Annotated in this window: 21 protein-coding genes; 13 read left to right on the top strand and 8 right to left on the bottom strand. The window is 40.9% G+C overall.

Annotated features, from left to right (window positions below; all coding sequences use genetic code 11):
- Nucleotides 1-27: 27 nt before the first annotated feature.
- Nucleotides 28-1,023, bottom strand: a complete 996-nt coding sequence (locus BEGALDRAFT_RS03985) for a cytochrome-c peroxidase (protein ID WP_002683908.1) — start codon at nt 1,021-1,023, stop codon at nt 28-30.
- A gap of 165 nt (nt 1,024-1,188) precedes the next feature.
- On the opposite strand from BEGALDRAFT_RS03985, the gene BEGALDRAFT_RS03980 reads away from it, so the two are divergent.
- Nucleotides 1,189-1,686, top strand: a complete 498-nt coding sequence (locus BEGALDRAFT_RS03980) for a hypothetical protein (protein ID WP_002683898.1) — start codon at nt 1,189-1,191, stop codon at nt 1,684-1,686.
- Between the two features lie 101 nt (nt 1,687-1,787).
- Here the strand turns inward: BEGALDRAFT_RS03980 and BEGALDRAFT_RS03975 are convergent, their stop codons facing one another.
- Together BEGALDRAFT_RS03975 and BEGALDRAFT_RS03970 are read right to left on the bottom strand one after the other, a co-directional pair.
- Entirely contained in the window at nt 1,788-3,467 is a 1,680-nt protein-coding gene (locus BEGALDRAFT_RS03975) for a cation acetate symporter (protein WP_002683896.1), read from the bottom strand.
- Complete coding sequence (locus BEGALDRAFT_RS03970; protein ID WP_002683894.1) at nt 3,467-3,775, bottom strand: DUF485 domain-containing protein; 309 nt, start codon at nt 3,773-3,775, stop codon at nt 3,467-3,469. Before BEGALDRAFT_RS03970 ends, BEGALDRAFT_RS03975 begins: the two co-directional genes overlap by 1 nt.
- 381 nt (nt 3,776-4,156) lie before the next feature.
- Between BEGALDRAFT_RS03970 and hrpB the strand changes: the two genes are divergently transcribed.
- Both hrpB and BEGALDRAFT_RS03960 read left to right on the top strand, forming a co-directional pair.
- Complete coding sequence (gene hrpB / locus BEGALDRAFT_RS03965) at nt 4,157-6,670, top strand: ATP-dependent helicase HrpB (protein ID WP_002683892.1); 2,514 nt, start codon at nt 4,157-4,159, stop codon at nt 6,668-6,670.
- A 120-nt stretch (nt 6,671-6,790) separates the two neighbouring features.
- Complete coding sequence (locus BEGALDRAFT_RS03960; RefSeq protein ID WP_002683891.1) at nt 6,791-8,146, top strand: glycerophosphodiester phosphodiesterase family protein; 1,356 nt, start codon at nt 6,791-6,793, stop codon at nt 8,144-8,146.
- Nucleotides 8,147-8,251: 105 nt separating this feature from the next.
- On the opposite strand, the gene BEGALDRAFT_RS03955 is transcribed toward BEGALDRAFT_RS03960, so the two are convergent.
- The 3 genes from BEGALDRAFT_RS03955 to BEGALDRAFT_RS03945 all read right to left on the bottom strand — a co-directional run bounded on the left by BEGALDRAFT_RS03955 (nt 8,252) and on the right by BEGALDRAFT_RS03945 (nt 12,866).
- Entirely contained in the window at nt 8,252-8,818 is a 567-nt protein-coding gene (locus tag BEGALDRAFT_RS03955) for a 3'-5' exonuclease family protein (protein ID WP_002683885.1), read from the bottom strand.
- On the bottom strand, nt 8,818-10,647 hold the full coding sequence (locus tag BEGALDRAFT_RS03950; RefSeq protein ID WP_002683884.1) for a putative nucleotidyltransferase substrate binding domain-containing protein: 1,830 nt from the start codon (nt 10,645-10,647) through the stop codon (nt 8,818-8,820). The genes BEGALDRAFT_RS03955 and BEGALDRAFT_RS03950 overlap by 1 nt, the downstream gene beginning before the upstream one ends.
- A gap of 218 nt (nt 10,648-10,865) precedes the next feature.
- On the bottom strand, nt 10,866-12,866 hold the full coding sequence (locus tag BEGALDRAFT_RS03945; RefSeq protein WP_002683883.1) for a DUF262 domain-containing protein: 2,001 nt from the start codon (nt 12,864-12,866) through the stop codon (nt 10,866-10,868).
- Nucleotides 12,867-13,148: 282 nt separating this feature from the next.
- Here BEGALDRAFT_RS03945 and nifN point away from each other — a divergent pair, with 282 nt between their 5' ends.
- The 7 genes from nifN to BEGALDRAFT_RS03910 all read left to right on the top strand — a co-directional run bounded on the left by nifN (nt 13,149) and on the right by BEGALDRAFT_RS03910 (nt 17,447).
- Nucleotides 13,149-14,576 (top strand): nitrogenase iron-molybdenum cofactor biosynthesis protein NifN, encoded by a 1,428-nt coding sequence (nifN, locus tag BEGALDRAFT_RS03940; protein WP_002683882.1) that lies wholly within the window; start codon nt 13,149-13,151, stop codon nt 14,574-14,576.
- Nucleotides 14,533-15,024 carry a NifB/NifX family molybdenum-iron cluster-binding protein gene (locus tag BEGALDRAFT_RS03935; protein WP_002683881.1) on the top strand — a complete coding sequence of 164 codons (492 nt, stop codon included), beginning with the start codon at nt 14,533-14,535 and terminating at the stop codon, nt 15,022-15,024. Before nifN ends, BEGALDRAFT_RS03935 begins: the two co-directional genes overlap by 44 nt.
- 70 nt (nt 15,025-15,094) lie before the next feature.
- Nucleotides 15,095-15,574 carry a NifX-associated nitrogen fixation protein gene (locus BEGALDRAFT_RS03930; RefSeq protein ID WP_002683880.1) on the top strand — a complete coding sequence of 160 codons (480 nt, stop codon included), beginning with the start codon at nt 15,095-15,097 and terminating at the stop codon, nt 15,572-15,574.
- A 22-nt stretch (nt 15,575-15,596) separates the two neighbouring features.
- Nucleotides 15,597-15,803, top strand: a complete 207-nt coding sequence (locus BEGALDRAFT_RS03925) for a CCE_0567 family metalloprotein (protein ID WP_002683871.1) — start codon at nt 15,597-15,599, stop codon at nt 15,801-15,803.
- Between the two features lie 100 nt (nt 15,804-15,903).
- Nucleotides 15,904-16,200 carry a ferredoxin III, nif-specific gene (fdxB, locus tag BEGALDRAFT_RS03920; protein WP_198284608.1) on the top strand — a complete coding sequence of 99 codons (297 nt, stop codon included), beginning with the start codon at nt 15,904-15,906 and terminating at the stop codon, nt 16,198-16,200.
- A 48-nt stretch (nt 16,201-16,248) separates the two neighbouring features.
- Nucleotides 16,249-16,689 carry a hypothetical protein gene (locus BEGALDRAFT_RS03915; protein ID WP_002683869.1) on the top strand — a complete coding sequence of 147 codons (441 nt, stop codon included), beginning with the start codon at nt 16,249-16,251 and terminating at the stop codon, nt 16,687-16,689.
- 2 nt (nt 16,690-16,691) lie between these two features.
- Nucleotides 16,692-17,447 carry a DUF364 domain-containing protein gene (locus BEGALDRAFT_RS03910; RefSeq protein WP_002683868.1) on the top strand — a complete coding sequence of 252 codons (756 nt, stop codon included), beginning with the start codon at nt 16,692-16,694 and terminating at the stop codon, nt 17,445-17,447.
- Here the strand turns inward: BEGALDRAFT_RS03910 and BEGALDRAFT_RS03905 are convergent.
- Complete coding sequence (locus BEGALDRAFT_RS03905; protein WP_157237543.1) at nt 17,429-17,935, bottom strand: hypothetical protein; 507 nt, start codon at nt 17,933-17,935, stop codon at nt 17,429-17,431. The genes BEGALDRAFT_RS03910 and BEGALDRAFT_RS03905 overlap by 19 nt on opposite strands.
- A gap of 442 nt (nt 17,936-18,377) precedes the next feature.
- On the opposite strand from BEGALDRAFT_RS03905, the gene BEGALDRAFT_RS03900 reads away from it, so the two are divergent.
- Nucleotides 18,378-20,207, top strand: coding sequence for a PHA/PHB synthase family protein (locus tag BEGALDRAFT_RS03900; RefSeq protein WP_002683854.1), 1,830 nt, complete (start codon nt 18,378-18,380; stop codon nt 20,205-20,207).
- Between the two features lie 71 nt (nt 20,208-20,278).
- Here the strand turns inward: BEGALDRAFT_RS03900 and uvrA are convergent, their stop codons facing one another.
- A complete protein-coding gene (uvrA, locus tag BEGALDRAFT_RS03895; RefSeq protein ID WP_002683852.1) occupies nt 20,279-23,164 on the bottom strand; it encodes an excinuclease ABC subunit UvrA in 2,886 nt (961 codons plus the stop codon).
- Between the two features lie 335 nt (nt 23,165-23,499).
- Between uvrA and BEGALDRAFT_RS03890 the strand changes: the two genes are divergently transcribed.
- Together BEGALDRAFT_RS03890 and BEGALDRAFT_RS03885 are read left to right on the top strand one after the other, a co-directional pair.
- A complete protein-coding gene (locus BEGALDRAFT_RS03890) occupies nt 23,500-24,171 on the top strand; it encodes a TetR/AcrR family transcriptional regulator (RefSeq protein WP_002683845.1) in 672 nt (223 codons plus the stop codon).
- Between the two features lie 28 nt (nt 24,172-24,199).
- On the top strand, nt 24,200-24,733 hold the full coding sequence (locus tag BEGALDRAFT_RS03885; RefSeq protein WP_002683844.1) for a carboxymuconolactone decarboxylase family protein: 534 nt from the start codon (nt 24,200-24,202) through the stop codon (nt 24,731-24,733).
- Nucleotides 24,734-25,007: the final 274 nt, after the last annotated feature.

Genomic DNA, 25,007 nt, shown 5'->3' with positions numbered 1-25,007 from the left:
TAGTACGTTTACTATATTGTAACTAAATTACTTTTTAACAAAAGGTTCTGGATGTGGCGTTTTATCAGTAGATGGAGGAAGTATCGGTAACATAAAGCTCGGTTGTTCCCCTGTTAACGTTTTTAAGAATGCGACAATTTTCGCATTTTCTTCGGTTGTAAATTGTTTACCTAATTGTAAACGTCCCATGATATCTACTGCTTCTGTTAAAGTTTTAGCAGCACCGTCATGAAAGTACGGATAGGTTAATTCAACATTACGTAAGGTAGGAACTTTAAAGAAGAATCGGTCGGCATCTTTCCCTGTAACCGCTTTACGACCTTCAGCAGGGTTGTCTGTTTTGTAGGGGGAAACTAAGCCCATTTTTTGGTACATACTACCACCTACTGCAACCCCATTATGACAGGCAACACAACCACTTTCTTTAAATAGTTTATAGCCAGCCTCTTCATCTGCGGTCAATGCTTCTTTTTTCCCTGCTAACCATTGGTCAAAACGGGCGTTAGGTGTTACTAGGGTTTTTTCAAATTCCGCAATGGCTTGAGTGACTTCGTCAATGGTAATTTTTTCTGCACCAAACACTTTTTTGAATTCATCCACGTATTGTGGAATAGAGGCTAAAACATCAACTGCTAATTCATGCGTAAAAGCCATTTCTTTTGGGTTCGCAATAGGGCCACCAGCTTGGGCTTTTAAGTCAGCGGCGCGACCATCCCAAAATTGGGCAATGTTCATGCTAGAGTTAAGCACGGTTGGCGCATTAATAGGTCCTTCTTGCCAATTATGTCCGATAGAGGTTGTTAAATTATCTGTCCCACCCATGCTTAAGTTATGGCAAGAGTTACAGGAAATAAAACCAGATTTGGATAAGCGTGGATCAAAGTATAATTTTTTTCCAAGTTCTGCTTGGGCACTATTGATGTTAGTAGGAACGGTAATGGGTTGAATAGGTTCATTCGCAAATGCGGATGTTGTTAGAACACTGACTGTTAATGTGGCTAAGATTAATCGCTTCAAGTGCATGTATTTTTCCTCTCAACTGGAATTTTAAAGATAGGAGTGTGATGGCATCCTCTTAATACTGATTTCATTCAAGGACGCTTTAGTTTTTAGACTTAGTCTAAATTTTAACTGAAGATGATAACAAAATAAAGTAGATCATTTTTCTTAATAAAAACTTAAATTTTCATGAAAAATCAAATTATCTTAACCTGTCAAGACGTATCCATACCGATACTTACCCGTTTAGTCGCTCGTTTTGGTATGGAATTAGTGTTGTTACAACCTGATGCTGTTATTTTGGGCAGTTATTGGGGGGAGTCAGAGGCGGGCTTGATTAAGAATCGATTATATGTTCGTCTTGACACACCCATTCATTCATTGCTTCATGAGGCGTGTCATTATATTTGTATGGATGAGCAACGACGACAGGTATTACACACGGATGCAGGGGGAGAATATATCGAAGAGGATAGCGTTTGTTATCTACAAATTTTATTAGCGGATTATATCCCCGAAATGGGCAAAGCCCGTATGTGGGCGGATATGGATGCATGGGGTTATACTTTTCGCTTAGGCTCAAGCCAAGCATGGTTTGAAGAAGATGCCACAGAGGCAAAGCAATGGCTTTTAGAACATAATCTTATTAATACAAATAGTTGTCCTACATGGTCTGTTCGCATCTGAGTTTTTACCGATTTTAAACATAAAAAAACGCGACTTCTTGTGAAAGTCGCGTTTTTAATTGCAGTTACTTTACGGATAGCAAAGCAATCGCAATGGTATCTTTAGTGAGCAACCGCCCCTTCTGCACCAATTCCTGTTTGCCAACGGACATCTTGGGCATCAAAGGCAGCACGGTCAATCTTCGCACGTTCGCTGTTATCTAATATAGAAACCAGCCAAATCGTGAAAAATGCCGCAACCATAGAGAATAAAGCAGGATAAGCATAGCCAAAAGGAGCAGAGCCTTTAGGATTACCTAATGCAGCCTCCCAAACGGTAGGTCCTAAGACCACTAAAACCACGGCAACGATTAAGCCAACAAATCCACCAATGGTTGCACCTCTGGTTGTTAAGCCTTTCCAGAAAATGGAGAGGAATAACACAGGGAAGTTAGCACTCGCAGCGACGGTGAATGCTAAATACACCATGAATGCAACGTTTTGCTTCTCAAAGACGATACCCAACCAAATGGCGATAACACCTAGTGCGAGGGTTGTAAATTTAGAAACGCGCATTTCGCTCACTTCATTAGATCTACCTGCAAATAAAACGTTTGCATATAAATCATGAGAAACGGCTGATGCACCTGCTAAGGTTAAACCTGCAACAACCGCGAGAATGGTTGCAAACGCGACCGCAGAGATAAAGCCTAGGAAGATATTGCCACCGACTGCATGTGCAAGGTGTAATGCAGGCATGTTACTACCACCGATTAACGCACCTTTTGCAACATCACCATCTACTAAATAGGCAGGGTTAGTAGAGACGAAGAGAATCGCACCGAAACCAATGATGAAGGTTAAAATGTAGAAGTAACCAATAAAGCCTGTTGCATAAAATACGGATTTTCTAGCTTCTTTTGCATCTGGCACAGTGAAGAAACGCATTAAAATATGTGGTAATCCAGCCGTACCAAACATTAAGCCTAAGCCTAAAGAAATTGCAGAAATAGGGTCACTGACTAACACGCCAGGAGCCAGAATTTTTTCACCTTCTTTATGGACGGAAGCGGCATCTGCAAAGAGTTTATTAAAATCAAAGCCAACTTTTTGTAAGACCATGAAGGCAATGAAGGTTGCACCTGTCAGTAATAAGACTGCTTTAATAATTTGTACCCATGTTGTTGCTAACATGCCACCAAACGTAACGTACATAACCATTAAAATACCAACTAAAATAACGGCTTGATAATGCTCTAAACCAAATAATAATTGAATTAATTGACCAGCACCAACCATTTGCGCAATGAGATACAGAATAACGGTAACGATAGAACCACATGCAGCCATTGTTCTTACAGGTTTTTGTGATAACCGATAGGAAACAACATCCGCAAATGTATATTTACCTAAGTTCCGTAATTGTTCTGCAATTAAAAACAATACAACAGGCCAACCGACTAACCAACCAATGGAGAAGATTAAACCATCAAAGCCTTTAGAATACACCATTGCGGAAATCCCTAAGAAGGATGCCGCAGACATGTAGTCACCAGCAATAGCTAATCCATTTTGAAAACCTGTAATGCCACCACCAGCGGTATAGAAGTCTTTAGCTGTTTTTGTTTTTTGCGCTGCCCAATAAGTAACGCCCAATGTTGCACCCACGAAAACAAAGAACATGACAATTGCTGCAATGTTCAAATCTCGTTTTTCAACTGCACCTAAATCCCCTGCGCCAAATGCAGCCATTGCACCCAGCATCAAGGTTGTAAAAATAGCAAATAGGGTTAAATTGCGCATTACTTAATCTCCTCCTTGATTTCTTTTGTTAATCTGTCAAACATTGAGTTTGCAATAAGTACATAGATGCCTGTGAGTATAAAAGAACTCACAATAACGCCGACACCAATGGGAATACCCCATGTAATCACTTCATCAGGATTAATACGGCTACCTAACCATTCCTTGTTATAAGCAATAATTAGAATGAAACCGTAATAAATGACGCAAACTACCGCTGACAAAAGCCAACCCAAAAAACTGCGAGTTTTAACTAGCTGTTGATATTTTGAGTTGCTTCTTACTTTCTCGACAATGCTCTCTTGCATTAGAGGTCTCCTTTCGTGATAAACAACTGTTTTTTATAAGCTATTTAGGCTTAATTATGATTAGAATTAACGTTTCTAATATATCTGGAAAAGATTTTTTTGGCAATCAGATTTTTGCATAAAAAAAATTAATTTGTAAGCAAACATACCGCTTATTGAGGCTAGGCAAATAATTCAAAAAAATGAATGTCAGAAATGCTTATTTACGGCTTAAATTCTCACTAAATTAGTCGGAAAATAACTTTCATACAACCTTATTAATCACAAGGAAAAACTCAACTTGTTAGGATATTCCTACGCTTCAGTTATATATCGTCGTAAAGTACGAAAATCTAAATATAGATTAATTAAAAAACTATAAAATAACTAATTGACAGAATTATGAAAAAGACACTTTCATTACCTATTGATACGATTTTGCCTGATTTACAAACTGCGTTAGAACATTATCCCGCTGTTGTATTGCAAGCACCTGCAGGAGCGGGAAAAACAACCCGTGTTCCCTTGGTGCTATTACAAGCAACATGGTTAAAACAGCAACGCATTATTTTATTAGAACCGCGCCGTTTAGCCGCACGAGCAGCCGCACAACGTATGGCTGACGAATTAGGAGAAACAATTGGTAAAACAGTTGGATATAGAACCCGTTTTGAAACTCAAATATCTGCACAAACACGTATTGAAGTGGTAACAGAAGGCATTTTAACCCGCCGTTTACAGCGAGACCCTGAATTGTCAGGCGTTGGTTTAGTTATTTTTGACGAGTTTCATGAACGGAGTTTACAGGCAGATACAGGGCTTGCTTTTTGTTTAGAAACGCAACAAGTTTTACGCGAAGATTTAAAACTGTTAGTCATGTCTGCAACCCTAGACGGACAGGCAATTGCGTCACTATTAGGCAATGCCCCAATGATTAGTAGCGCAGGTCGTAGTTATCCCATAAGGTTAAATTATCAGCCTGCCGATAATACACTGTCTATTGCCGACAATATGGCGAATGTGTTACGTAAAATAGTGACAGAAACGACAGGCGATATACTCGCCTTTTTACCTGGTAGTGGAGAAATTCGCCGCGTTCAACACTTATTAAAAGATTCACTAGCAAACACCTGTCACATTTATCCACTGTACGGCGACTTATCACGGGAAGCCCAAGACCTTGCAATCAGCCCCGCCCCACAAGGTCAACGCAAAATTGTACTGGCAACTCCCATTGCAGAAACCAGTTTAACCATTGAAGGTATTACAACTGTTGTCGATAGCGGTTGGCGACGTGCACCCCGCTTTGACCCCAACAGTGGACTGAGTCACCTTGTTCTACAACGCATTTCTAAAGCAGCGGCTGAACAACGCGCAGGACGGGCAGGACGGTTGCAAGCAGGCAACTGCTATCGTTTATGGAGCAAAGAACAACAAGAACGCCTGATTGCCCAAACGCCCGCCGAAATCTTAGAAGCCGATTTAACCCCGCTAGCCTTAGAATTAGCACAATGGGGCGCACATGATGCCCATCGGTTACAATGGCTTAACCCACCACCGACAGCAACACTCACCCAAGCCCGCGAACTCCTCACCGACTTAGATGCCCTAGACACACAAGGACGTTTAACCCCAGTCGGAAAAGCCATGCAAACATGGTCAGCCCATCCCCGTTTAGCCCATTTGCTCTACCGTGCGCAACAATTAGGCTGGGGACAACTGGCTTGTGATATTTGTGCCTTATTAACTGAGCGCGATATTCTACGAGAAACCCGCAACCCAGAATTATCCAGCCGACTACAAGCCCTCGAAACCTACCGACGACAAGGCAAACAAATTGCCCGTGCACAAGGGATTGATATCCACACCTGCCAACAAGTAGAACAACTCGCACAACAATGGCGCAGACAACTACAAGAAACCCCTAAACCCTTAGATGCTGATAGTGCAGGTATTTTACTTGCCTTTGCCTATCCCGACCGTATCGCACAACAACGCCCCAACCAGACCGCCCGCTACCGTCTTGCCAATGGGCGCGGGGCTTACCTACCAGAAGGCACAACTGCTACAGACTATCTTGCTATCGCCCACCTAGACGGCGGACAAGGGAATGATGCAAAAATATTCCTCGCTGAACCGATTAGCCTTTCAGCATTACGACACTATTTTGCAGAACACATTAGAAATATAGAACGGGTTACATGGGATAACACACAAAATTGTGTACTGGCGCAACAAGAACAACGACTAGGCGAACTTTGCCTAAATACTCAACCGATAGCTAATCTCAATGATGAAACACGCATCCCAATCTTAATACAAGGGATTCAACAAACAGGCAGTCGAGCACTTCCCTATACTGACTCCCTCCGCGACTGGCAAACTCGCGTCCTATCCCTTCGCACGTGGATGCCCGAATTAGCACTACCTGATATGAGTGATTCCCAACTACTAGCAAGCCTTGATAACTGGTTAGCCCCTTATTTAACAGGAATGCATCGCTTAAGCCATCTCGAAAAACTTGATTTTTCCCACATCCTGCAACAACAACTCACATGGATACAACAACAACATGTAGAGACCCACGCACCGACTCACCTTACCGTCCCCAGTGGCTCACAGATTCGCTTGCAATACCAAACAGATGGACAAGCCCCCATCCTTGCTGTACGCCTACAAGAACTCTTTGGCTTACAAACTACCCCAACCGTAGCACAAGGACGAATTAAAGTGATGCTACATCTACTTTCCCCAGCACGCCAACCGATACAAGTGACTCAAGACTTAACCAGCTTTTGGGAAAGAACCTATACAGAAGTCAAAAAAGAATTAAAAGGGCGTTATCCCAAACACTACTGGCCAGATGACCCCTATCAAGCCATTGCAACCAGAAGAGTGAGACCCAAAGGAGAATAAAAGTAAAACTTGTATTTATCTGTTTTAAAAGTAAACTGCTCTGTCACTGATTAGACATAAAGATTTTATAAAATCAAGACTTAACCACTTTAAATTTTATTAATCTTTTAGGAGCAGTCCATGAGAATGACCCTATTGCTCACGTTAGGCTTAATCAGCCAAATCGTGCTAGCAGATAACGAAGTGCTATATAACAGTGAAACAGGTGCTGTACATATTCCAAAAATGCAAGTTATTGGTGATACCACAGGCACACTGTTCTCCGTGGATATGCAACACATGACCAATTTAAATTTTGCCGTCACCCAAGTTGCCCCGATAAATGAAACAGCGGCGCGTAATATTCAAGTCGGAGTCCGCCCTTTCTACTTAATTGAAGACATGAGCGACAGCCCCTTAAAAACCAAGCTACAGCAATGCAACGAAACCCCCGCAAAGAAAACCGACTTTTCTATCGGTCATCGCGGGGCTGCGATGCAATTCCCTGAACATACCAAAGAATCCTATATGGCTGCCGCCAGAATGGGCGCGGGTATTATTGAATGTGATGTGACTTTTACTAAAGATAAACAACTGGTTTGTCGCCATTCTCAATGTGATTTACACACCACAACCAACATATTAGCAACCCCTTTAGCCTCAAAATGCACTGTCCCTTTTACGCCTGCAGACGCAACAACAGGTACACCCGCTAACGCCATGTGTTGCACCAGCGACATCACACTAGAAGAATTTAAAACCCTCTGCGGCAAAATGGACGCAAGCAATCCCAAAGCCACGACCATAGCAGAATACTTAGGCGGAACAGCAAACTGGCGTACAGACTTATATGCCACTTGCGGCACCGTCATGACACATGCCGAAAGCATTGAACTCTTTAAAAAATTAGACGTAAAAATGACCCCTGAATTAAAAGGGGCGAGTGTCACCATGCCTTTTGATGGCACTTATACCCAAGCCCAATATGCACAAAAAATGATTGATGAATACAAAACAGCAGGCGTTCCTGCCAGCCATGTTTTTGCGCAATCATTTAATTTAGAAGATATTTTATACTGGATTAAAAACGAACCCGAATTCGGACAACAAGCTGTATTCCTAGACGAATTAGAAACCATGGACGGGCTAGCAGCCTCTACCGCACGCCTACCTGAACTCGTTGCACAAGGCGTGAAAATTGTTGGCCCGCCCACATGGATGCTAGTCACCTTAGATGCTGAAAAAAATATTATTCCCTCTAACTATGCCAAAAAAGCCAAAGAACTCGGCTTAGACATTATCACATGGACATTAGAACGCTCTGGTTTATTAAAAACAGGCGGGGGTTGGTACTACCAATCGATTAATGATACCATCAATAACGACGGCGACATGATGGTATTTTTAGACGTGTTAGCAAAACAAGTCGGCATTCGCGCCATTTTCTCCGACTGGCCTGCAACCGTTACCTACTATGCAAACTGCATGGGGTTATAAACCCAACATCCTAAAAAATCTATAATTATCCCTAAAAAACTGGCAATCCAATTTTTATCTGAGGACTGCCAGTCCTAAAATCCACATCTCACGGTTTTTTTAAACTCACTCCACCCGTGCAACATGTTGCAACTTGATATACATCAATGCCGTTGTCAATGTACGATCCAATGCCGTGTTATTAAATGTCGGTAACTCCAATTTACGCACAATCGTATCAAACCGTAAATCGACATTAATTGGCTGCGATTTACTTTGACGTTTATTGTAATAAATCCCTGATATCTCAATTTGCTCATTTGGCAAAGGAAAGCCAATTAACTGCTCAATATATTGATTTAACAAATTTAAATCAAATTCAAGGTAATAACCAACAACAGGACGTGCGCCAATAAAATAGAGCAACTGACGGACTGCCTCTATCGGCTCAAGTGCCTCAGAATTATCAAGCGTCTCTGCTGACGTTTTAACGAGTAGTGATAATTTCTGACTGCTTAAAACGCGATTTCCCTTGATTAAAACAGCATGAATAACCTGCACTTCCGCTGTTTCTAACGACAAGGTAGATGTTTCACACTCTAAACACACATACTCATCAGCAGGTGCAGTCTCAAATAAAAACGCAAAATTGGGGTCTGACAATGTGTCACGGCTGGGTTTTTTATTAAACATTAGCTTACTAAATTCAATTTAAAGTGATGGGTAATCAGTTTTTTAAACTCATTGACAATTTTAAACGAGTCTTTGAGCAAATCACGTTCCAACTTATTCAATGTATCTGGATCGACATAATTGTCATAAGTTTCACCATTCTTAATGTCGAGCAATTCCGCATGTAAGCGTACCCAACTCATAAAGGCGAAAGCCTCAATTAACTCAACAGCAAATTTAGGCTGTAACACGCCTATTTTTTGCAAAAAACGAATACGCTCAATCGTATTCGTAATCGTCACACGGTTTTCTACCGCCAAACTACGCACACCATGCACAATCGGAAAAATCCCGCCCTTTTTAATATCCAACTGCTTACGATTATGATTTTTCTCAACAATGAAATTTTCAAACCAATTCAAAGGCGTTTCAAATGCCAAGGTGGGGCGGGCAAAATGCGCGTAAAAAATCTTATTATCTTGCAAAAGTTTAAACAAATAATCCTTTGCCATTCGCAATAATTCAGCATCACCCGCCACACAATGGGCATCATAAAAAATTGCCAAATTCATCAACGATTCTTCATTTGGATGGTCTATCCACTCATAAATTTGATTCTGAAAAGCCTTTAACGGTCTGCACCAATAAGGATTATTCACCATAATCTTACCGTTACAAGGTGGATAACCAAACTGCACCAAGGTTTCTGTAAACTCCTGCGTAATAGCCGCTAACGATTCGCAGACATAACCATCACGCAAAATAATCGCATTATCTTGGTCAGTGCGTAAAATTTGCTCCTCGCGTCCTTCACTCCCCATCACTAATAAACAAGAATTCTGAATTAAGTCAGGAGGAGCAATTAAGGCATACAATTTTTGAAAAATACGTCGATTAAGCTCTGTGACTAACTGAGAAATATAACGAATTTTCACCCCTTTATCATAAAGAGACTGAATCATTGTAAAAACCGTGTCGCAAGCCTTTTTCAACTGCTCTTTCGTCGTTGCACGCTCAATCTGAACAGCAATTAAACGTGAATCATTAGAAAAATAACTAAATAAATCTAATTGGTCTAACAACCCTACAATCTTATCATTTTCATAAACTAATATCCGCTTAACAGAATGCTTAGTCATTGTTAAACGAGCATTAAACAAAAAATCATCTACTTGTAAACTAATTAAATTATACGTTGCAAATTGACCTAACTCAGTATCGACAGAAACACGTCCTAAAACGACATGTTTACGAATATCTGTATCGGTAAAAATCCCAACTTCATCACCACGCTGTACTAAAACAGCACTGACTTTGTGGGTTTGCATCTGTTGAACTGCTTCATAAATAGAGGCATCCGCATTCACAAAGACAGGCGGTTGCATGTAAATATCACTAATTTTCGCCAACATAAAAGAAGCCATTTCTTTATTTTGGCGTTGCTCAACAATGTTATTTAAACGAGTCGTTAAATTCTGATGAAATGCATTTTTAAACGCGCTATTACTACCGATTACCGTTAAAAAAGTAGATTTTGGCAAAAGATAGCAAACAACCTCTTGATTAGCAATAAAGTTATGCTTGCTTTCCCCTTCTAATAAACCAATAGTATCGACACAATCCTGTGCTGTATAAAAAGAAATAAGTTCTTCATCATCATTAACTTCATGCACTAACCCTTTTAAAACAATATACAAATAATCAGGCGATTCACCCTGTTTCACAAGATAATCATCTTTCTTGAAATAAGCGATATCAACGGTTTGCATAACCGCCGCCAACTCATCACTGCTTAGTTGGTTAAAAGGTTGAATATGTTCTAATAAAGGGGCTTCTATTGTTGTCATCATCGTTTATGTTTTGGTGGTGTTTGTAACACAAGGAGGAGAATTATAATTATTATAACCCGAGTTGAACGGGTAATATTTAATCATATCATTTTGTTAAAAAAGTGGTGATTAAATAATATTTTAAATAGCTTACTTCACTTAAATACAGATGAAGGATAAACAAATATTCTCGTTCTAATCAAATCAAGCAGAACGAAAAAAATAATGAGATTAACTCATCATTGGATAAATTCTATTTGCCAATCGTCAGCCGCATAGTTAAAAAACTCAATTGCTTGTTTACAAAGGCGGTATATGTATTCTGCACTCAAATTGAGTTCTATATAATAGCCATTTATGAGCTTTTCACTGCGTCGAAAAACATGTTCATGTTTGTTGATAAATCGCGGTAAATTATCTGCTAACTTATCAAACTGCTCACCTTCAGTTTTAGCAATAAAGTTAAAGGTTTGTAGTAAAACATCACGCCATAATTTAACAGGAAACTCTTCCCCTTTAATCAATAAACGAATGGGTTTACTCCCTGTAACCTCATGAGATTTGCGACTAATGGCGGTCGATTTAGCATTGCCAATATACGCCCAAATTGCTAATGCACGTTCTGCAAGCATTTCTGCACGTTGTTTAATCTGTTCTTCATCCCATTTAGCAATATTTGCAAAATAACGATTTAACTCTAAATGGCTGTCTGTTAATAACTTTTTCTTTTCAGTAAATGAGTTGTTGGATAACTCACCGTTATAGGCAGTGAGGGTTAAATTACCCAAATTATGTATATATAGACTATGTGTGTCTTCCCAATTTTCACCGAGTTCTTTTTGCCACGCGCTGCCCTTTATGGTTTGTGGCATGACATGCTCAATCGTTAATCCTTTAGAATCAACAGATTCTTTATGTCCATAACTCGCTTCTAAAGATTCTAAAATTAACTTGCTACGTTCACGCCCTTCAGCAGCACTATAGAAATTAGCCGTTATCAATGCATCTTTGAACTTTCCATCATCGGGATAATCTTTCGTGCATAAAGCGTCAGCAACGCCTTTAACGAAATCATCGGGAGAATTGCGATATGCATCACGATAGACTGCGGGAAAGATTTTATTGAGCGAATTACTGGCAATACCGCAAACAGAGCGACGGATGATGATATTTTCTATCAGGTGCAACACACGACAAAATTCATCTTCACTTAATTTCTTTTGCGCATAGTCATGGTAACAGTTTAATAAAAAAGGATATGCAACGGTTACTTCTATCCGTTTAATGCGTGTAAGAGCCTGTCTTATTTTTGTAACGGGTTCATGTTGCGGATAGAGAATTTTATGATAATAGCGGGCATAACAATCAATTTCTTTTAAACCCTCAATAATATCTTTGCTGTTATCATCAACCCATGTTTTTAATGCCATATAAACGTCGGTTTTTTTCACGTTACTGGCTTTAATGGCGATGAGGTAGTGACGAATATATTCGGTGAGTGCTTCGCCTAATGCATCTTGCATGGGTTGCCAATGCTGTTTAAAAATGGTTTCTTGTTTTTCTATGTCAATCCGCATAAAAAAGTAGTTACGAATTAAATCCGCTTGTGTCAATGGTTTCCCGCGTGCATTGAGACTTTCAAAGACAAGATGTGGGTTTTCATTGGGGTCTAAAACAATGCTTACAACAATGAGCTGATGGCTGATGATTTGGCTAAGTTTTTCTAAATTATCTACAGTCGCCAGCTTTTTCTCGAAAAAGCGGTAACATCTTATAATTTTAGAGTTTTCTAACTCTTCCGTTATCGTTTCACGATCAATCAATGTTTGGAATGCGATGCGATCTTGTTGGGTAGGCTGTAGTCGATAAAAATCGCTATTTTTGGAGAATTTATTAACTAATTGCTGTTCATGAATTTTAGCGGTAAGTTGAGTATCGTTTGTTTTATCACGAATCACTGTTAGTAAAAGAAATAAAGTTGTTAATCGTTGCTGACCATCAATGAGTAAATATTGTGTAATGCCATGAGGAACAACATTAGCGGGAATTGTTACAATTGCCCCTAAAAAATGGGTTTTATGTTTCCCCTCTTCATCGACTTCAAATAAATCAGATAAGTCTTCCCATAAATCTTCCCATTCTTTCTTATCCCAACTATATGTCCGTTGAAAAAGGGGGACGATAAATTGTTGTTCAGCTCTACCAATAATTTGTTGTAAATGGGTTTCGTGTGCTTTCATAAATATTATTTGTTCTTGTTAATAAAGTTTGCCAATAATAACATAAAGATAATTCATCTGTCAGTTCCTAGCATTATAATCATCCAGTCAATCTTGTCCCAATTTCCCCCAGCTTGCCCAACAATGGTGCAATCAAGCCAAGACAAGCCACAATTGTCGGGTTTCTTACAAAATAGAAAATATCAATAATCTGAAAAATATCATATTTTTTCTTGGCATATCCATTGCAGACCGTTACTTTTAAAACACAAGCAAGTCATCATTATGTAAGGGGTTGTTGATATGGCTGAGATTTTAAAACGTAATAAAGCACTCTCGGTCAGTCCTTTAAAAACCAGTCAACCTGTTGGGGCATCACTCGCTTTTTTAGGTTTTCAAAAATCTATGCCGATGATGCACGGATCTCAAGGGTGTACTGCGTTTGGCAAAGTTTTCTTTGTGCGCCATTTTCGTGAACCTGTTCCATTACAAACCACTGCAATGGATCAGGTTAGTTCTATTATGGGTGCTGATGATAGCGTTGTTGAAGGGCTGAAAACGATAGCAGAGAAGAGTAAACCCGCTTTGATTGGCGTGGTAACAACGGGTTTATCAGAAACGCAGGGGACTGATATTCGGCGTACAGTGCGCATGTTTCGTGAGCAGTATCCTGAGTTAAGTCATGTTAAGGTTGTTCCTGTCAATACCCCTGATTTTGTTGGTTGTTTAGAAAGTGGTTTCGCCTTGGCGGTAACGGCAATGATTGAGTATTTAGTGCCAACGGCTGAGGAAGCGAAAACACAGCCTGCTATGCGTCCGCGTCAGGTTACTGTGTTAGTGGGTTCTACGTTAACCCCTGGTGACCTTGAATATTTAGAAGAAACCATTGAGAGCTTTGGTTTACGTCCTGTTTTAATTCCCCATTTAGGTGATTCATTAGATGGTCATGTCAGTGATGGCTATCTGGATTATACGCCGTTGACAATGGGTGGCACGGCTGTTTCTGAGTTTGAAACCTTGGGCATGTCAGCGGCAACGTTAGTGATTGGTCATTCATTGACGAAAGCAGCGGATTTATTGAAGCAAAAAACAGGCGTTCCCGATTATCGTTTTGATAGTTTGATGGGGATTGAAGCGGTTGATCGTTTTTTAACGACTTTGCAAAGTATTTCAGGAACGCCTGTGCCTGCTAAGTATGAGCGTCAGCGGGCGCAGTTACAGGATGCCATGTTAGACACGCATTTTATGTTAGGTCAAGCACGGATTGCGATTGCGGGCGACCCTGATGAAGTCTATGGTTTTAGTCAGTTTTTAGTAGGCATGGGGGCAGAAATTGTAACAGCGGTTGTTTCTAGCCATGTGCATACAGGTATTTTGGAGCAAATTCCAACAACCTCTGTTAAAGTAGGGGATTTAGAAGATTTGGAGAAATCCGCAAAAGAGCAACAGGCACAAATTGTTATTGGTAATTCTCATGCGGTTGAATCTGCACAGCGGTTGGGTGTGCCTATCTTGCGGGCGGGTTTCCCGCAGTATGATTTTGTTGGGGGATATCAGCGGACTTGGATTGGCTATAAAGGTAGCCGTCAGACCTTGTTTGATTTGGCAAATTTGATGTTAAGTCAACATGCGAATCATGAGATTAAACCGTATTATTCCCGTTACGCTCAAAAACAGGAGGCAGCTTATGCTTCTCCAACGACATTTGCGGATAGTCGCTTGCAACACTGAGGAACAAATGATGGACATGAACGCGATTCAAGTCGCTTTTGCGAGTACGGACATGAAAACCGTTAATCAGCATTTTGGTTCTTCAGAATCTTTTGTGATTTATGCAGTCACGACTGAGAAAGCCACTTTAAAAGAAGTCGCGCAGTTTCAAGCTTATGCCCAAGATGGTAATGAAGATAAATTAGCCGAAAAGTTCAAGTTATTAGATGGTTGTGCGGCGGTTTATTGTCAAGCCGTAGGCGGTTCTGCGATTCGCCAATTAACAGCGCAAGGGATTCAGCCTGTTAAAGTGAGCGAAGGCGCGCCGATTCAAGAATTGTTAGAAAGTTTACAAACTGAATTACGCAATGGTCCTACGAATTGGTTGGCAAAAGCGGTGCAAAAACAGCAGAAAAGTTCAGATTCAAGCCGTTTTGATGAGATGGAAGCCGAAGGCTGGAATGAATAGTTATCAGTATTTTTAAGTATCGTTATAGTCTCATATTGATTTTTAATCCCTTTTTAGGAGTGATAACACAATGAGTACAGGCTTAGCCTTAGCAATTGAAGATGACAATCCCTTATTAGCATCCGATTTCTGTGCGGAAATGGTCAAGCAAATGCGGGCGTTAGACACTTATGATATGTATGAAAAGTGGTCAGTTGCGCGAATTTTATCACCGTTGGTTTTAACCAAAGAGCGTAAGGCTGAAATTCCTGTAATTGGTGACCCTGATGATATTACGATGTCTCGTGTCAAAGCTTATTACAATGCAATTGCCAGTTTAATCGAGAAGCAAAGCGAAGGCTTAATGGCTGTTCCTATGATTAATTTAAGCCATGAAGGGTTTGGTCGTGCGATCATTACCATTGGTAAATTAGTCGTTGTCGACAAGACCTTACGGGATGTGCATCGTTTTGGCTTTAAGAGCTTGGAAAATATGCACGAAGAAGCGACAAAAATTGTTGATGCTGCGGTAGAACGGTTGAATAAATACCGTGAAGTTGCTGAGTTATAAACCGTATTAAGGAGTACAGCGGATGAGCGAAGATCAATTAAAAGAATTACAAAAAGAAGTTGCGAAGAAGAAACGCATTGCCAGCGAGTGGGCTTCTCAATTACATGATTTAGTAGAAGACCGTTTACCTGCTGGGTTTGAAGAAATTCCTGGTATTGCCCAATCCACTTATGATGCTTGTAAAGATTGGGCAGAGGCTAACAAAGCGTTAAAAGCTGCGGGTGGTTAGTTGTTTCTTTGTCGTCCTGTTACAAAATTGACTTGCATCAGATGGGATGCAGGTCATGGTTTTGCAACAGTTATTTGTTAATATCAGTGAGAAATTTATTATGGCAAACATCACAGGAATCACCCGTGGCGGTGTAGTTTGGGAACCAGCCTTTATTGTCGGTTTAAATCAAGCCACCTGTATTGGCTGTGGACGCTGTTACAAGGTCTGTCCACGCAAAGTTTTTGAATTAGTTGAGCGTAGCGATGTCCTCGAAGATGAGGATATGGACGAAGATGATGATAATATGATGGTCATGGCGATTGTAGATGAAATGGATTGCATTGGCTGTCAATCCTGTGCGAAAGTCTGTCCTAAAAATTGCCATACCCATGCACCGCAAGGCGTGGCGGCTTAAGTCGTTATACGATTAACCTGCAAGATTGTAGGGGCGAAGTTGTTCGCAATGGGGTTTATGTTTTATCGTGCGAGTGAATTCGCACCTACAGTTGATAATAATTTGATGATGATGAGTGAAGAAGTCGAAAAACGTCTGAAACAAGTCCGTATTTTAGGAGAAGCCATCCGCGCTTCTATGTGTAATGAATTGCACAAAATGGGCTTTAAAGATTCTGATACCCTCGTTGGACGGTTTGATATGGCTCATTTTGAGTTAAGCCGTGACCCGTATGATGGGCAAGAGAGTTTAAAAGGCACGTGGCGGAATGGTAAAGGGCATAGTGTCGGGAGTATTTTATTTTATCCTGATGGCGCATTTTATGCGGAATATGATGTAGTACGCCCGCACCCGTCACAAGAAAAATGGTTTGTTGAAGCGGTTACCGCTTGGGGTCGTGGTGACCAAGTCAAAACGGAAGCACGTTTATTGCCTTCATTAACGGATTAAATATGCACAATCCGCGTGAAATCTATGATCTTTTGCTCGATCAAGTGATGCCCACTTATGTTGAAGAAATTTTAATCGGCTTAACATGGACATTATGTCGTACAAAAGATGCTACTGGTTTAGCCATGAGTCCTGCTGTATTTAGTCGTACACTGGGGTGGGCTGGTAGTTTAGCAGGTAGAAGCACGGTTGATCTTGCCTATTGGATACGTTCATGGAATCCTCATGAAGCGGTCATTGGTATGGCTGCGATTAATGCCGCAATCAATGCTGATGCTGAATCTTTATATGCTCAAGCGCAACGCTTGGAATGCAAAAATACGGCTAATCTTGCCGTTTTTGAACATTTTCTCCCCCGTTTAAAAGATCAAAAAATTGTCGTGGTTGGACGTTATCCTAATTTAAATCGTTATTGTGAAATTCTTGACATGACCGTTTTAGAACGTCAACCAACGGATATTAATGATTATCCTGATACTGCCTGTGAATTTCTCCTCCCCGAAGCAGATTGGGTGTTTTTAACAGCAACCTCTATCCCAAATAAAACCTTCCCTCGTTTAATTGAACTATCCCAAAATGCCCAAGTGGTTTTAATGGGACCGACAGTCCCTTGGCTGCCAGAACTCGCAGACTTTGGCGTTGATTATCTGGCAGGTGTGAAAATAGAAAACCCCACACTCGTCCGACAAACTGTTGCCGAAGGGGGCGGGGTTAGGATTTTTGAAAAAGGTGCAACTTATCACGTGTTAGAACTATAACTAACAGCCTTATCTTCTACTGTTACAATAGGTAACGTAATAGAACTTCGTTGTTGTAAATTTTCTAGCAAGGTTTTAGATAAAAATAAAGGGATAGAAGGCAACTGATGCAACGTTAATTTCATGATGGGAAACGTTGAAAAAACCTTAATCACTTCAATTTTTTGTATTGCCGACCAAGGAATTAGCAACGGTTTATGTCCAATTTTTAAGGGAAATACCACCTTAATTAAAAAACCGTCGTCTGCAACTCCTATCGTTAAACAGTTGTTATACCCCCAAAAAAACCAACGTAACGCCATACTTTGGTATATCCATCGCTGACTTATCATTGGAAGGGGCATTGGTGCTGCGTAATAACGAGCTAATGCAGACCAGCCACTGATATACGCAACCAGCAGTAAAATACCACTCCAAACCAAGAGCAGTAATACACTGCCTGCACCCGCAAGGATTAAGAGAGAATTTATCGATAAGTCATCCATCATCTTACCTATTTAGGTTTCTAGGCACGAATAAAACCGCTATCTCAATATGACATTGATGACACCTTGACAATAGAATAGAAGTTTATTCGCATAAATTGCATAACACACCGTTAGGTATGCTCAGTATGCAACAATAATTCTGTATAACCATTAAAAACAGATAAACTGTAGTGACTTTTAGATTAAACGTATATTATCAGGTCACTGATAAACAGGTCGTTGTCCATAAAATAACGTTTATTTTGCGAGATAAAATAATCCAAAAAACGTTTTTATCAGTGGAAATGTCCCCATAAAAAGACAATGATTTAAAGAACATCTGCATGATATTGGATACTTTTTTAAGCCTAGCTTTATTCAGCCTAATCGGCTAAGTCTCTTAATTTAAAGGCGATAAAATACCATTATAGTGCTACGTTTTAACGACTGTTAAGGAGCTTCTATGTCTTCTTCTTTACCCCCACTGAATGAGTTAAGCGTGCAGATTAATAAACTGCTAGAGCCTTTTGGTATCAGCCAACAGGATTTTATGGCGCAATTTGGCAATTTTTTTGATCCCTTTGGTCTTTTTTCTGAAAAGTCTGAAGCCGTAGCCAAAAATTTGTTGCAATCTGTTGACCCCTTCGGCATCACGCAATCTTATTTAGATGTACAAAGAGCATGGCTTAATCACCCAAAAGAATTATCTGATTGCCTGTTACAACTGAGCAAAGACAGTTGGGCAATACAATTGCAAACATGGGAACGCTTTAGTGGCTTTCTCGTACAAGATTCTATCCCCGTCAATGAATATGATGAACGCTTTCAAGAGCCTGAATGGACAGAAAATCCTTATTTAGACACGATTAAAGAGATTTATTTACTCTACACGCGCTGGATTGAAGACAGTATTTATAAAACGCCCGACCTTCCTGAAAAAACCCGCGATAAAGCAGGGTTTTGGATGCGTCAAGTATTAAATGCAATTTCACCCAGTAATTATTTTTGGACAAATCCCGTTGCTGTTCAGCGGTTTGTTGAAACAGGCGGCGAAAGCCTTTTGAAAGGGCTGAAGAATTTTATTATCGATAGTAAATATAAAACCATCCGCATGGTTGACAATACGGCGTTTACCGTTGGTGGAAACTTAGCCAATACTGTCGGCTCAGTGGTTTATCGCTCTCCCCTGTTTGAATTGATTCAATACAAACCCGTTACCGCTAATGTGCATCAAGTGCCACTACTCATTGTGCCACCATGGATTAACAAGTTTTACGTTTTAGACTTAGGTGAACAAAAAAGCTTTGTGCACTGGTTAGTCGCTCAAGGCTACACGGTTTTTCTGATTAGCTGGAAAAACCCCACCGCAGAAATGCGTCATACATCGTTAGATGATTACATGCTAAAAGGTGTATTAGAAGCCGCCAATATTGCCAAGCAAATCACCAACGCCCCCCATGTTCACGCAGTAGGCTATTGTATAGGCGGAATTATTTTAACGGCATTGATGGCATGGCTAGATGCAGATGATATTCAAGGCGACATCACCAGCCCCATTCAATCATGGAGCTTGTTCACAACCTTAGTTGATTTCAGCAACCCTGGTGAAATTAAGATATTCATCGATGAAGAAACGATTAAATACATTGAAGAATTGATGAGCGAACATGGCTATTTACCAGGTAGCAACTTAGCAGATTCTTTCCGTATGCTACGTTCTAACAGCCTGATATGGCATTACTACGTACATAACTATTTATATGGTGAAGATTTACCCCAGTTTGACGTACTCGCATGGAATATGGACAGCACCCGCTTACCTGAAGCAATGCATTCCTTCTATTTGCGCGAATTCTATTTACATAACAAATTCATGCAACCCAAAGGTATTACCTTAGGTGGTCGTTCTTTAGATGTGCGGAAAATTAGCCAACCTTTATATGCAGTCGGCACTGAACAAGACCATATCGCCCCGTGGAAAGAAACGTTTAAAATCTGCGGATTAGTAAAAAGTCCCGTGCGTTATGTCTTAGCAACATCAGGACATATTCTCGGCATTATTTCCCCACCCGTGAACCCGCCGAAACGCCGTTATTGGGTGGGTGATGCCACAGGACAATCCGATGCAGAGGCATGGGTTGCCGCTACGCCTAAAGTTCCTGGTTCATGGTGGGAAGATTGGGATAAATGGCTAGGACAACATTGTGGCGAGATGGTTGTCGCTCCAAGCGTGGGTAATCAAAACTATCCCGCACTTTGTCCCGCACCGGGTACATATGTGTTAGAAAAATAAACTTGTTTTAATCGACGTAAAAGCAAGGACTGCCAGTCCTTAAAGGACTGGCAGTCCTGAAATAAGTCGCTTTATATTTCTTTACGCCGTCGACTTTTCTTCTTCTCTGTCGCTTTTGCCTCATTCTCTGCTGTCAGCTTTAATAAAGGGCGTAAAAACTGCCCTGTGTAAGAATAGGCTTGTTGAGCAACGCTTTCAGGTGTTCCAACGGCGATGATTTCCCCGCCTTTGTCACCGCCTTCAGGGCCTAAATCAATAATCCAGTCAGCAGTTTTTATCACATCTAAATTGTGCTCAATAATCACAATCGTGTTGCCATGTTCACGTAAACGGTGCAAAACCGTGAGCAATTGCGCGATATCGTGAAAATGCAAGCCCGTTGTCGGTTCATCTAACAAATACAGCGTTTTACCTGTATCCCGCTTCGATAATTCTTTCGCTAACTTTACCCGTTGCGCTTCCCCGCCCGATAGCGTTACCGCATTTTGTCCTAAACGAATATAAGACAAGCCGACATCCATTAATGTCTGTAATTTCCGCGCTAACATCGGCACGGCAGAAAAAAAGTCGAGCGCGTCTTCTACCGTCATATTTAATACATCGTCGATGGTTTTGCCTTTGTAGTGAATATCTAAGGTTTCACGGTTATAACGCTTACCTTTGCAAACATCACAAACGACATAAATATCAGGTAAAAAATGCATTTCTACCTTAATCACACCATCCCCTTGGCAGGCTTCACAGCGTCCCCCTTTGACATTAAAGCTAAAGCGTCCCGCTTGATAACCACGTGAACGCGCTTCTGGCGTTGCCGCGAATAATTCACGAATTGTGGTAAAAATGCCTGTATAAGTCGCTGGATTTGAGCGCGGTGTGCGCCCGATAGGACTCTGGTCGATATCGATGACTTTATCGAGATGTTCTAAACCGCTGATGCTTGCATAAGGTGCGGGTTCTACATTGGCATTATTCAAGCGTTGCGCAGTGAGCGGATATAAAGTGTCATTGATTAAGGTGGATTTTCCTGAACCTGAAACCCCTGTGATACACGTCATCAAACCGAGAGGAATTTCTAAAGTCACATTTTTTAAATTATTGCCCTGTGCACCTGTTAAACGAATAATTTTCTGTTTATCGACTGCTTGTCGTTGTGTTGGTACGGCAATGCTGCGTTGTCCTGATAAATATTGTCCTGTCAAAGACTCGGCAACCTGTGTGACTGCCTGTGGTGTGCCTTGTGCAACGACATAACCACCATGCACACCCGCGCCCGGACCCATGTCGACCACGTGGTCAGCGGCTCGAATCGCATCCTCATCATGTTCGACCACAATCACGGTATTGCCCAAGTCGCGCAAACGTATCAAGGTATCTAATAAACGCTGATTATCCCGCTGATGCAAGCCAATAGAAGGCTCATCAAGGATATACATCACGCCAACCAATCCCGCGCCGATTTGGCTGGCGAGTCGAATCCGTTGCGCTTCACCACCTGATAAAGTATCGGCACTGCGGTCTAGGCTTAAATAATCTAATCCGACATTAATCAAGAATTGCAGGCGTTCAGCAACTTCTTTCAAAATTTTATCGGCAATTTCGCCTTGTTGTCCTGTTAAATGCAGTTGTTGGAAAAAATCTTGTGCGCGATTGATGGGCAGGGTGGTTAATTCGGGGAGGGTTTTTTCTGCGACAAAGACGTTTCGAGCGGCTTCACACAAGCGCGAGCCGTGACACAGTGGACAATCGCGCTTGCTGATATATTTGTGCATGTCTTCACGCACGGTGTTTGAATCAGTTTCACGATAACGACGTTCTAAATTATTCAAAACCCCTTCAAAAGGCTTTTTGCGGGCAAAGGTTGTGCCTTTATCACTTTGATAAATCAAATTAATCTCGGTTTCCCCTGTGCCGTATAAAATCAGTTGGCGTTGTGCGTCAGTTAATTGGGCAAACGGGGTATGAATATCAAATTGATAATGTTCGGCGACGGCTTCAAGCATTTGAAAATAGAAGCCGTTACGATTATCCCAGCCTGCAATCGCGCCTTTTGCAAGGCTTAATTGGGGCTGACTCACGACTTTAGCGGGGTCAAAATATTGTTTTACCCCCAAACCGTCACATTCAGGACATGCCCCGACAGGATTGTTAAAGGAAAATAAGCGCGGTTCTAATTCACTGATACTGTAACCACAGACAGGGCAAGCAAATTTATCGGAAAACAACAACGGTGCTTGTTCTGGTTTATCCAAAAAATGTACTTCTGCCCGTCCGTTACCTAATTTCAAGGCAGTTTCTAATGATTCTGCCAAACGTAAGCGCATATCTTCACGGATTTTAAAGCGGTCGACGACGGCATCAATACTATGTTTTTTATGTAATTCTAGCGTTGGTGGACTGTCTAATTCGATAAGCTCACCGTTGACCCGTGCGCGGATATATCCTTGTGCTTGTAGTTCAGAAAAAATATGCACGTGTTCGCCTTTGCGCTCTTTGATAATCGGCGCAAGTAGCATTAATGCACTGCCTTGAGGTAAGGCTAAAAGCTGGTCGACCATTTGGCTGATGGTTTGCGCACTTAAACTGATGTGATGTGTAGGACAACGCGGGTCGCCTACGCGAGCGAAAAGGAGGCGGAGATAATCATAAATTTCGGTAACAGTGCCAACTGTGGAGCGGGGATTATGGGAGGTAGATTTCTGCTCGATAGAAATCGCGGGGGAAAGTCCTTCGATATGTTCTAGCTCGGGTTTTTCCATCATGGAAAGAAATTGTCGAGCATAAGCAGAGAGTGACTCGACATAACGGCGTTGTCCTTCTGCATAAATGGTGTCAAACGCAAGAGAGGATTTACCAGAGCCTGATAGTCCTGTAATAACAATGAGTTTATCGCGTGGTAATTCGAGCGAGATATTTTTTAAATTGTGGGTGCGTACACCGCGTAAACGAATAGTATCCATGATTTATTAACAGGCATTCAAAAGGAGATGTAGCGATTATAAGCTAAATTTTGTAGGTATGTTTATTTAAACAATGTGAATATAAACAGCATAAAAATTGTTATTTTTTTATGTGTCTTCAATCTAATTTCTTCTTAAATTATCGGCTGATATATATCATTTTTTTCTCAAACTAAGCGAATGTCCCTACGTAAAAACCGAAGTGTCGTTACGTATCCACACGAATTTTCTAATTAATCCTACTTACCTACACTAGAACATAAGGGAGCTATCACTACTCCCAAATAACACACGACTAAAAATATCATTTGCAGGCTAACTGGGATGTCAACATCATGAAAACGAAACAACCTGATATTACACGCACGAAAATTCTGACCGCAGCATTTAAAGAAATTCACCGTTGCGGATTCCAAGCAGCAAGTATCAATAATATTCTTGCGGATACAGGGTTGACAAAAGGCGCGTTATATCATCACTTTCCGAATAAACATGCGTTGGGTTTAGCGGTTCTTGATGAAGTTATCCGTGTGCAATTAGAAAATGATATTTGTGCCCCATTGGAAAACAGCAATAACCCCATAGATACTTTACTGCAAGTTCTCCAGCAGTTGATTGGTAAGTTTGATGAAGAGCAGACAAAGCTAGGTTGTCCGTTTAATAACTTAATGCAGGAAATGAGTCCCTTAGATGAAACTTTCCGCACGCATTTAACCTCAACCTTAACCCGCTTACAACGCACAATTGCGAGCAGTTTGCAACAGGCGAAACAACGCGGGCAGTTAAAAGCGGATATTAATCCTGAATCAGTTGCGTTATTCGTCGTTGCAACTTATACGGGTAGCATCGGAATTGCTAAAAGTTTGCAGTCTGTTAAAACTTTTCAAACCGCTATGCAACAACTCATGGAGTATGTGCGAAGTTTAAAGCTTGTTGTTTCCCAAACTGAAAAATATGGGCAATTATTTAATTATTCTTCACGTGTTTCAGCACCTTATTACTTATAAATAAGTAGATGAGGGGAAAGAGGTTGTTATGCCACTTGTCGATATCGTTCTCCCAGAAAATGCCACCGATAAAACTGCCGCTATTTATGCGGATATCCAAAGCTTATTAGGTCGTATTCCCAATGCCTTGCAGATGTGGAGTGCAAGCCCTGTAATGTTAGAAATGGTCTGGGCAGAAATTAGTTATTTCATGCGTCATCCACGCTTAAGCCCTCAATTACTTGCCACTATTCGCATGTTAGTTTCACAAGAAAATCAGTGTGCTTACTGTATCGGGTTTAACGCAGGCTTATTAATCAGCGTGTTTGGTTTGACCCCTGAACAAGTAACACTGACTAAAAAAGCTCCCTCTCAAGCCCCGTTAGAGGAGAAAGAGAAAGCCTTATTGTTATTTGTCTTAAAATCGGTCAAAACCCCATTACAGGTAAAAGCAGACGATATCCAACCGCTAAAAGCGTTAGGCTGGGAAGAAGTGGATATTTTTGAAGCCGTGACACATGGTGCACGTAACGTCTCCGTTGATATCATTTTCAACACATTCAAATTAGAAAACGATTTTTAAATGTTTGATACTTTACCGATAAGGGCGGCTTAAAAAGCCGCCTTTTTTTATGTCTGTTGACAATACAATGTATTTTCGTGCGAAAAGGGGAAGGCATTTCGACAAGTAAAGGTATAAAATAGACTGTTCCTGACAGCAATTAGCGTACAACGACGTATGACGCGGTGCTACTAAAATACTTGCAAGTCAGCCTGCATGACAACATTAAGAATAATTAAGAAAATATAATATCGTTTTGCAACCAGAGATTGCATGTCGCACGATAAAAATGCGT

The organism is Beggiatoa alba B18LD, assembly GCF_000245015.1.
In the GTDB taxonomy this organism is placed as follows: Bacteria; Pseudomonadota; Gammaproteobacteria; order Beggiatoales; family Beggiatoaceae; genus Beggiatoa; species Beggiatoa alba.
This window is presented reverse-complemented; position numbering and strand designations above follow the sequence as displayed.

What these genes read in the sequence shown, in the direction of transcription:
- BEGALDRAFT_RS03985 (WP_002683908.1), bottom strand. Translation starts at nt 1,023, where the DNA reads ATGCACTTGAAGCGATTAATCTTAGCCACATTAACAGTCAGTGTTCTA.
- BEGALDRAFT_RS03980 (WP_002683898.1), top strand. Translation starts at nt 1,189, where the DNA reads ATGAAAAATCAAATTATCTTAACCTGTCAAGACGTATCCATACCGATA.
- BEGALDRAFT_RS03975 (WP_002683896.1), bottom strand. Translation starts at nt 3,467, where the DNA reads ATGCGCAATTTAACCCTATTTGCTATTTTTACAACCTTGATGCTGGGT.
- BEGALDRAFT_RS03970 (WP_002683894.1), bottom strand. Translation starts at nt 3,775, where the DNA reads ATGCAAGAGAGCATTGTCGAGAAAGTAAGAAGCAACTCAAAATATCAA.
- hrpB (WP_002683892.1), top strand. Translation starts at nt 4,157, where the DNA reads ATGAAAAAGACACTTTCATTACCTATTGATACGATTTTGCCTGATTTA.
- BEGALDRAFT_RS03960 (WP_002683891.1), top strand. Translation starts at nt 6,791, where the DNA reads ATGAGAATGACCCTATTGCTCACGTTAGGCTTAATCAGCCAAATCGTG.
- BEGALDRAFT_RS03955 (WP_002683885.1), bottom strand. Translation starts at nt 8,818, where the DNA reads ATGTTTAATAAAAAACCCAGCCGTGACACATTGTCAGACCCCAATTTT.
- BEGALDRAFT_RS03950 (WP_002683884.1), bottom strand. Translation starts at nt 10,647, where the DNA reads ATGATGACAACAATAGAAGCCCCTTTATTAGAACATATTCAACCTTTT.
- BEGALDRAFT_RS03945 (WP_002683883.1), bottom strand. Translation starts at nt 12,866, where the DNA reads ATGAAAGCACACGAAACCCATTTACAACAAATTATTGGTAGAGCTGAA.
- nifN (WP_002683882.1), top strand. Translation starts at nt 13,149, where the DNA reads ATGGCTGAGATTTTAAAACGTAATAAAGCACTCTCGGTCAGTCCTTTA.
- BEGALDRAFT_RS03935 (WP_002683881.1), top strand. Translation starts at nt 14,533, where the DNA reads ATGCTTCTCCAACGACATTTGCGGATAGTCGCTTGCAACACTGAGGAA.
- BEGALDRAFT_RS03930 (WP_002683880.1), top strand. Translation starts at nt 15,095, where the DNA reads ATGAGTACAGGCTTAGCCTTAGCAATTGAAGATGACAATCCCTTATTA.
- BEGALDRAFT_RS03925 (WP_002683871.1), top strand. Translation starts at nt 15,597, where the DNA reads ATGAGCGAAGATCAATTAAAAGAATTACAAAAAGAAGTTGCGAAGAAG.
- fdxB (WP_198284608.1), top strand. Translation starts at nt 15,904, where the DNA reads ATGGCAAACATCACAGGAATCACCCGTGGCGGTGTAGTTTGGGAACCA.
- BEGALDRAFT_RS03915 (WP_002683869.1), top strand. Translation starts at nt 16,249, where the DNA reads ATGGGGTTTATGTTTTATCGTGCGAGTGAATTCGCACCTACAGTTGAT.
- BEGALDRAFT_RS03910 (WP_002683868.1), top strand. Translation starts at nt 16,692, where the DNA reads ATGCACAATCCGCGTGAAATCTATGATCTTTTGCTCGATCAAGTGATG.
- BEGALDRAFT_RS03905 (WP_157237543.1), bottom strand. Translation starts at nt 17,935, where the DNA reads ATGATGGATGACTTATCGATAAATTCTCTCTTAATCCTTGCGGGTGCA.
- BEGALDRAFT_RS03900 (WP_002683854.1), top strand. Translation starts at nt 18,378, where the DNA reads ATGTCTTCTTCTTTACCCCCACTGAATGAGTTAAGCGTGCAGATTAAT.
- uvrA (WP_002683852.1), bottom strand. Translation starts at nt 23,164, where the DNA reads ATGGATACTATTCGTTTACGCGGTGTACGCACCCACAATTTAAAAAAT.
- BEGALDRAFT_RS03890 (WP_002683845.1), top strand. Translation starts at nt 23,500, where the DNA reads ATGAAAACGAAACAACCTGATATTACACGCACGAAAATTCTGACCGCA.
- BEGALDRAFT_RS03885 (WP_002683844.1), top strand. Translation starts at nt 24,200, where the DNA reads ATGCCACTTGTCGATATCGTTCTCCCAGAAAATGCCACCGATAAAACT.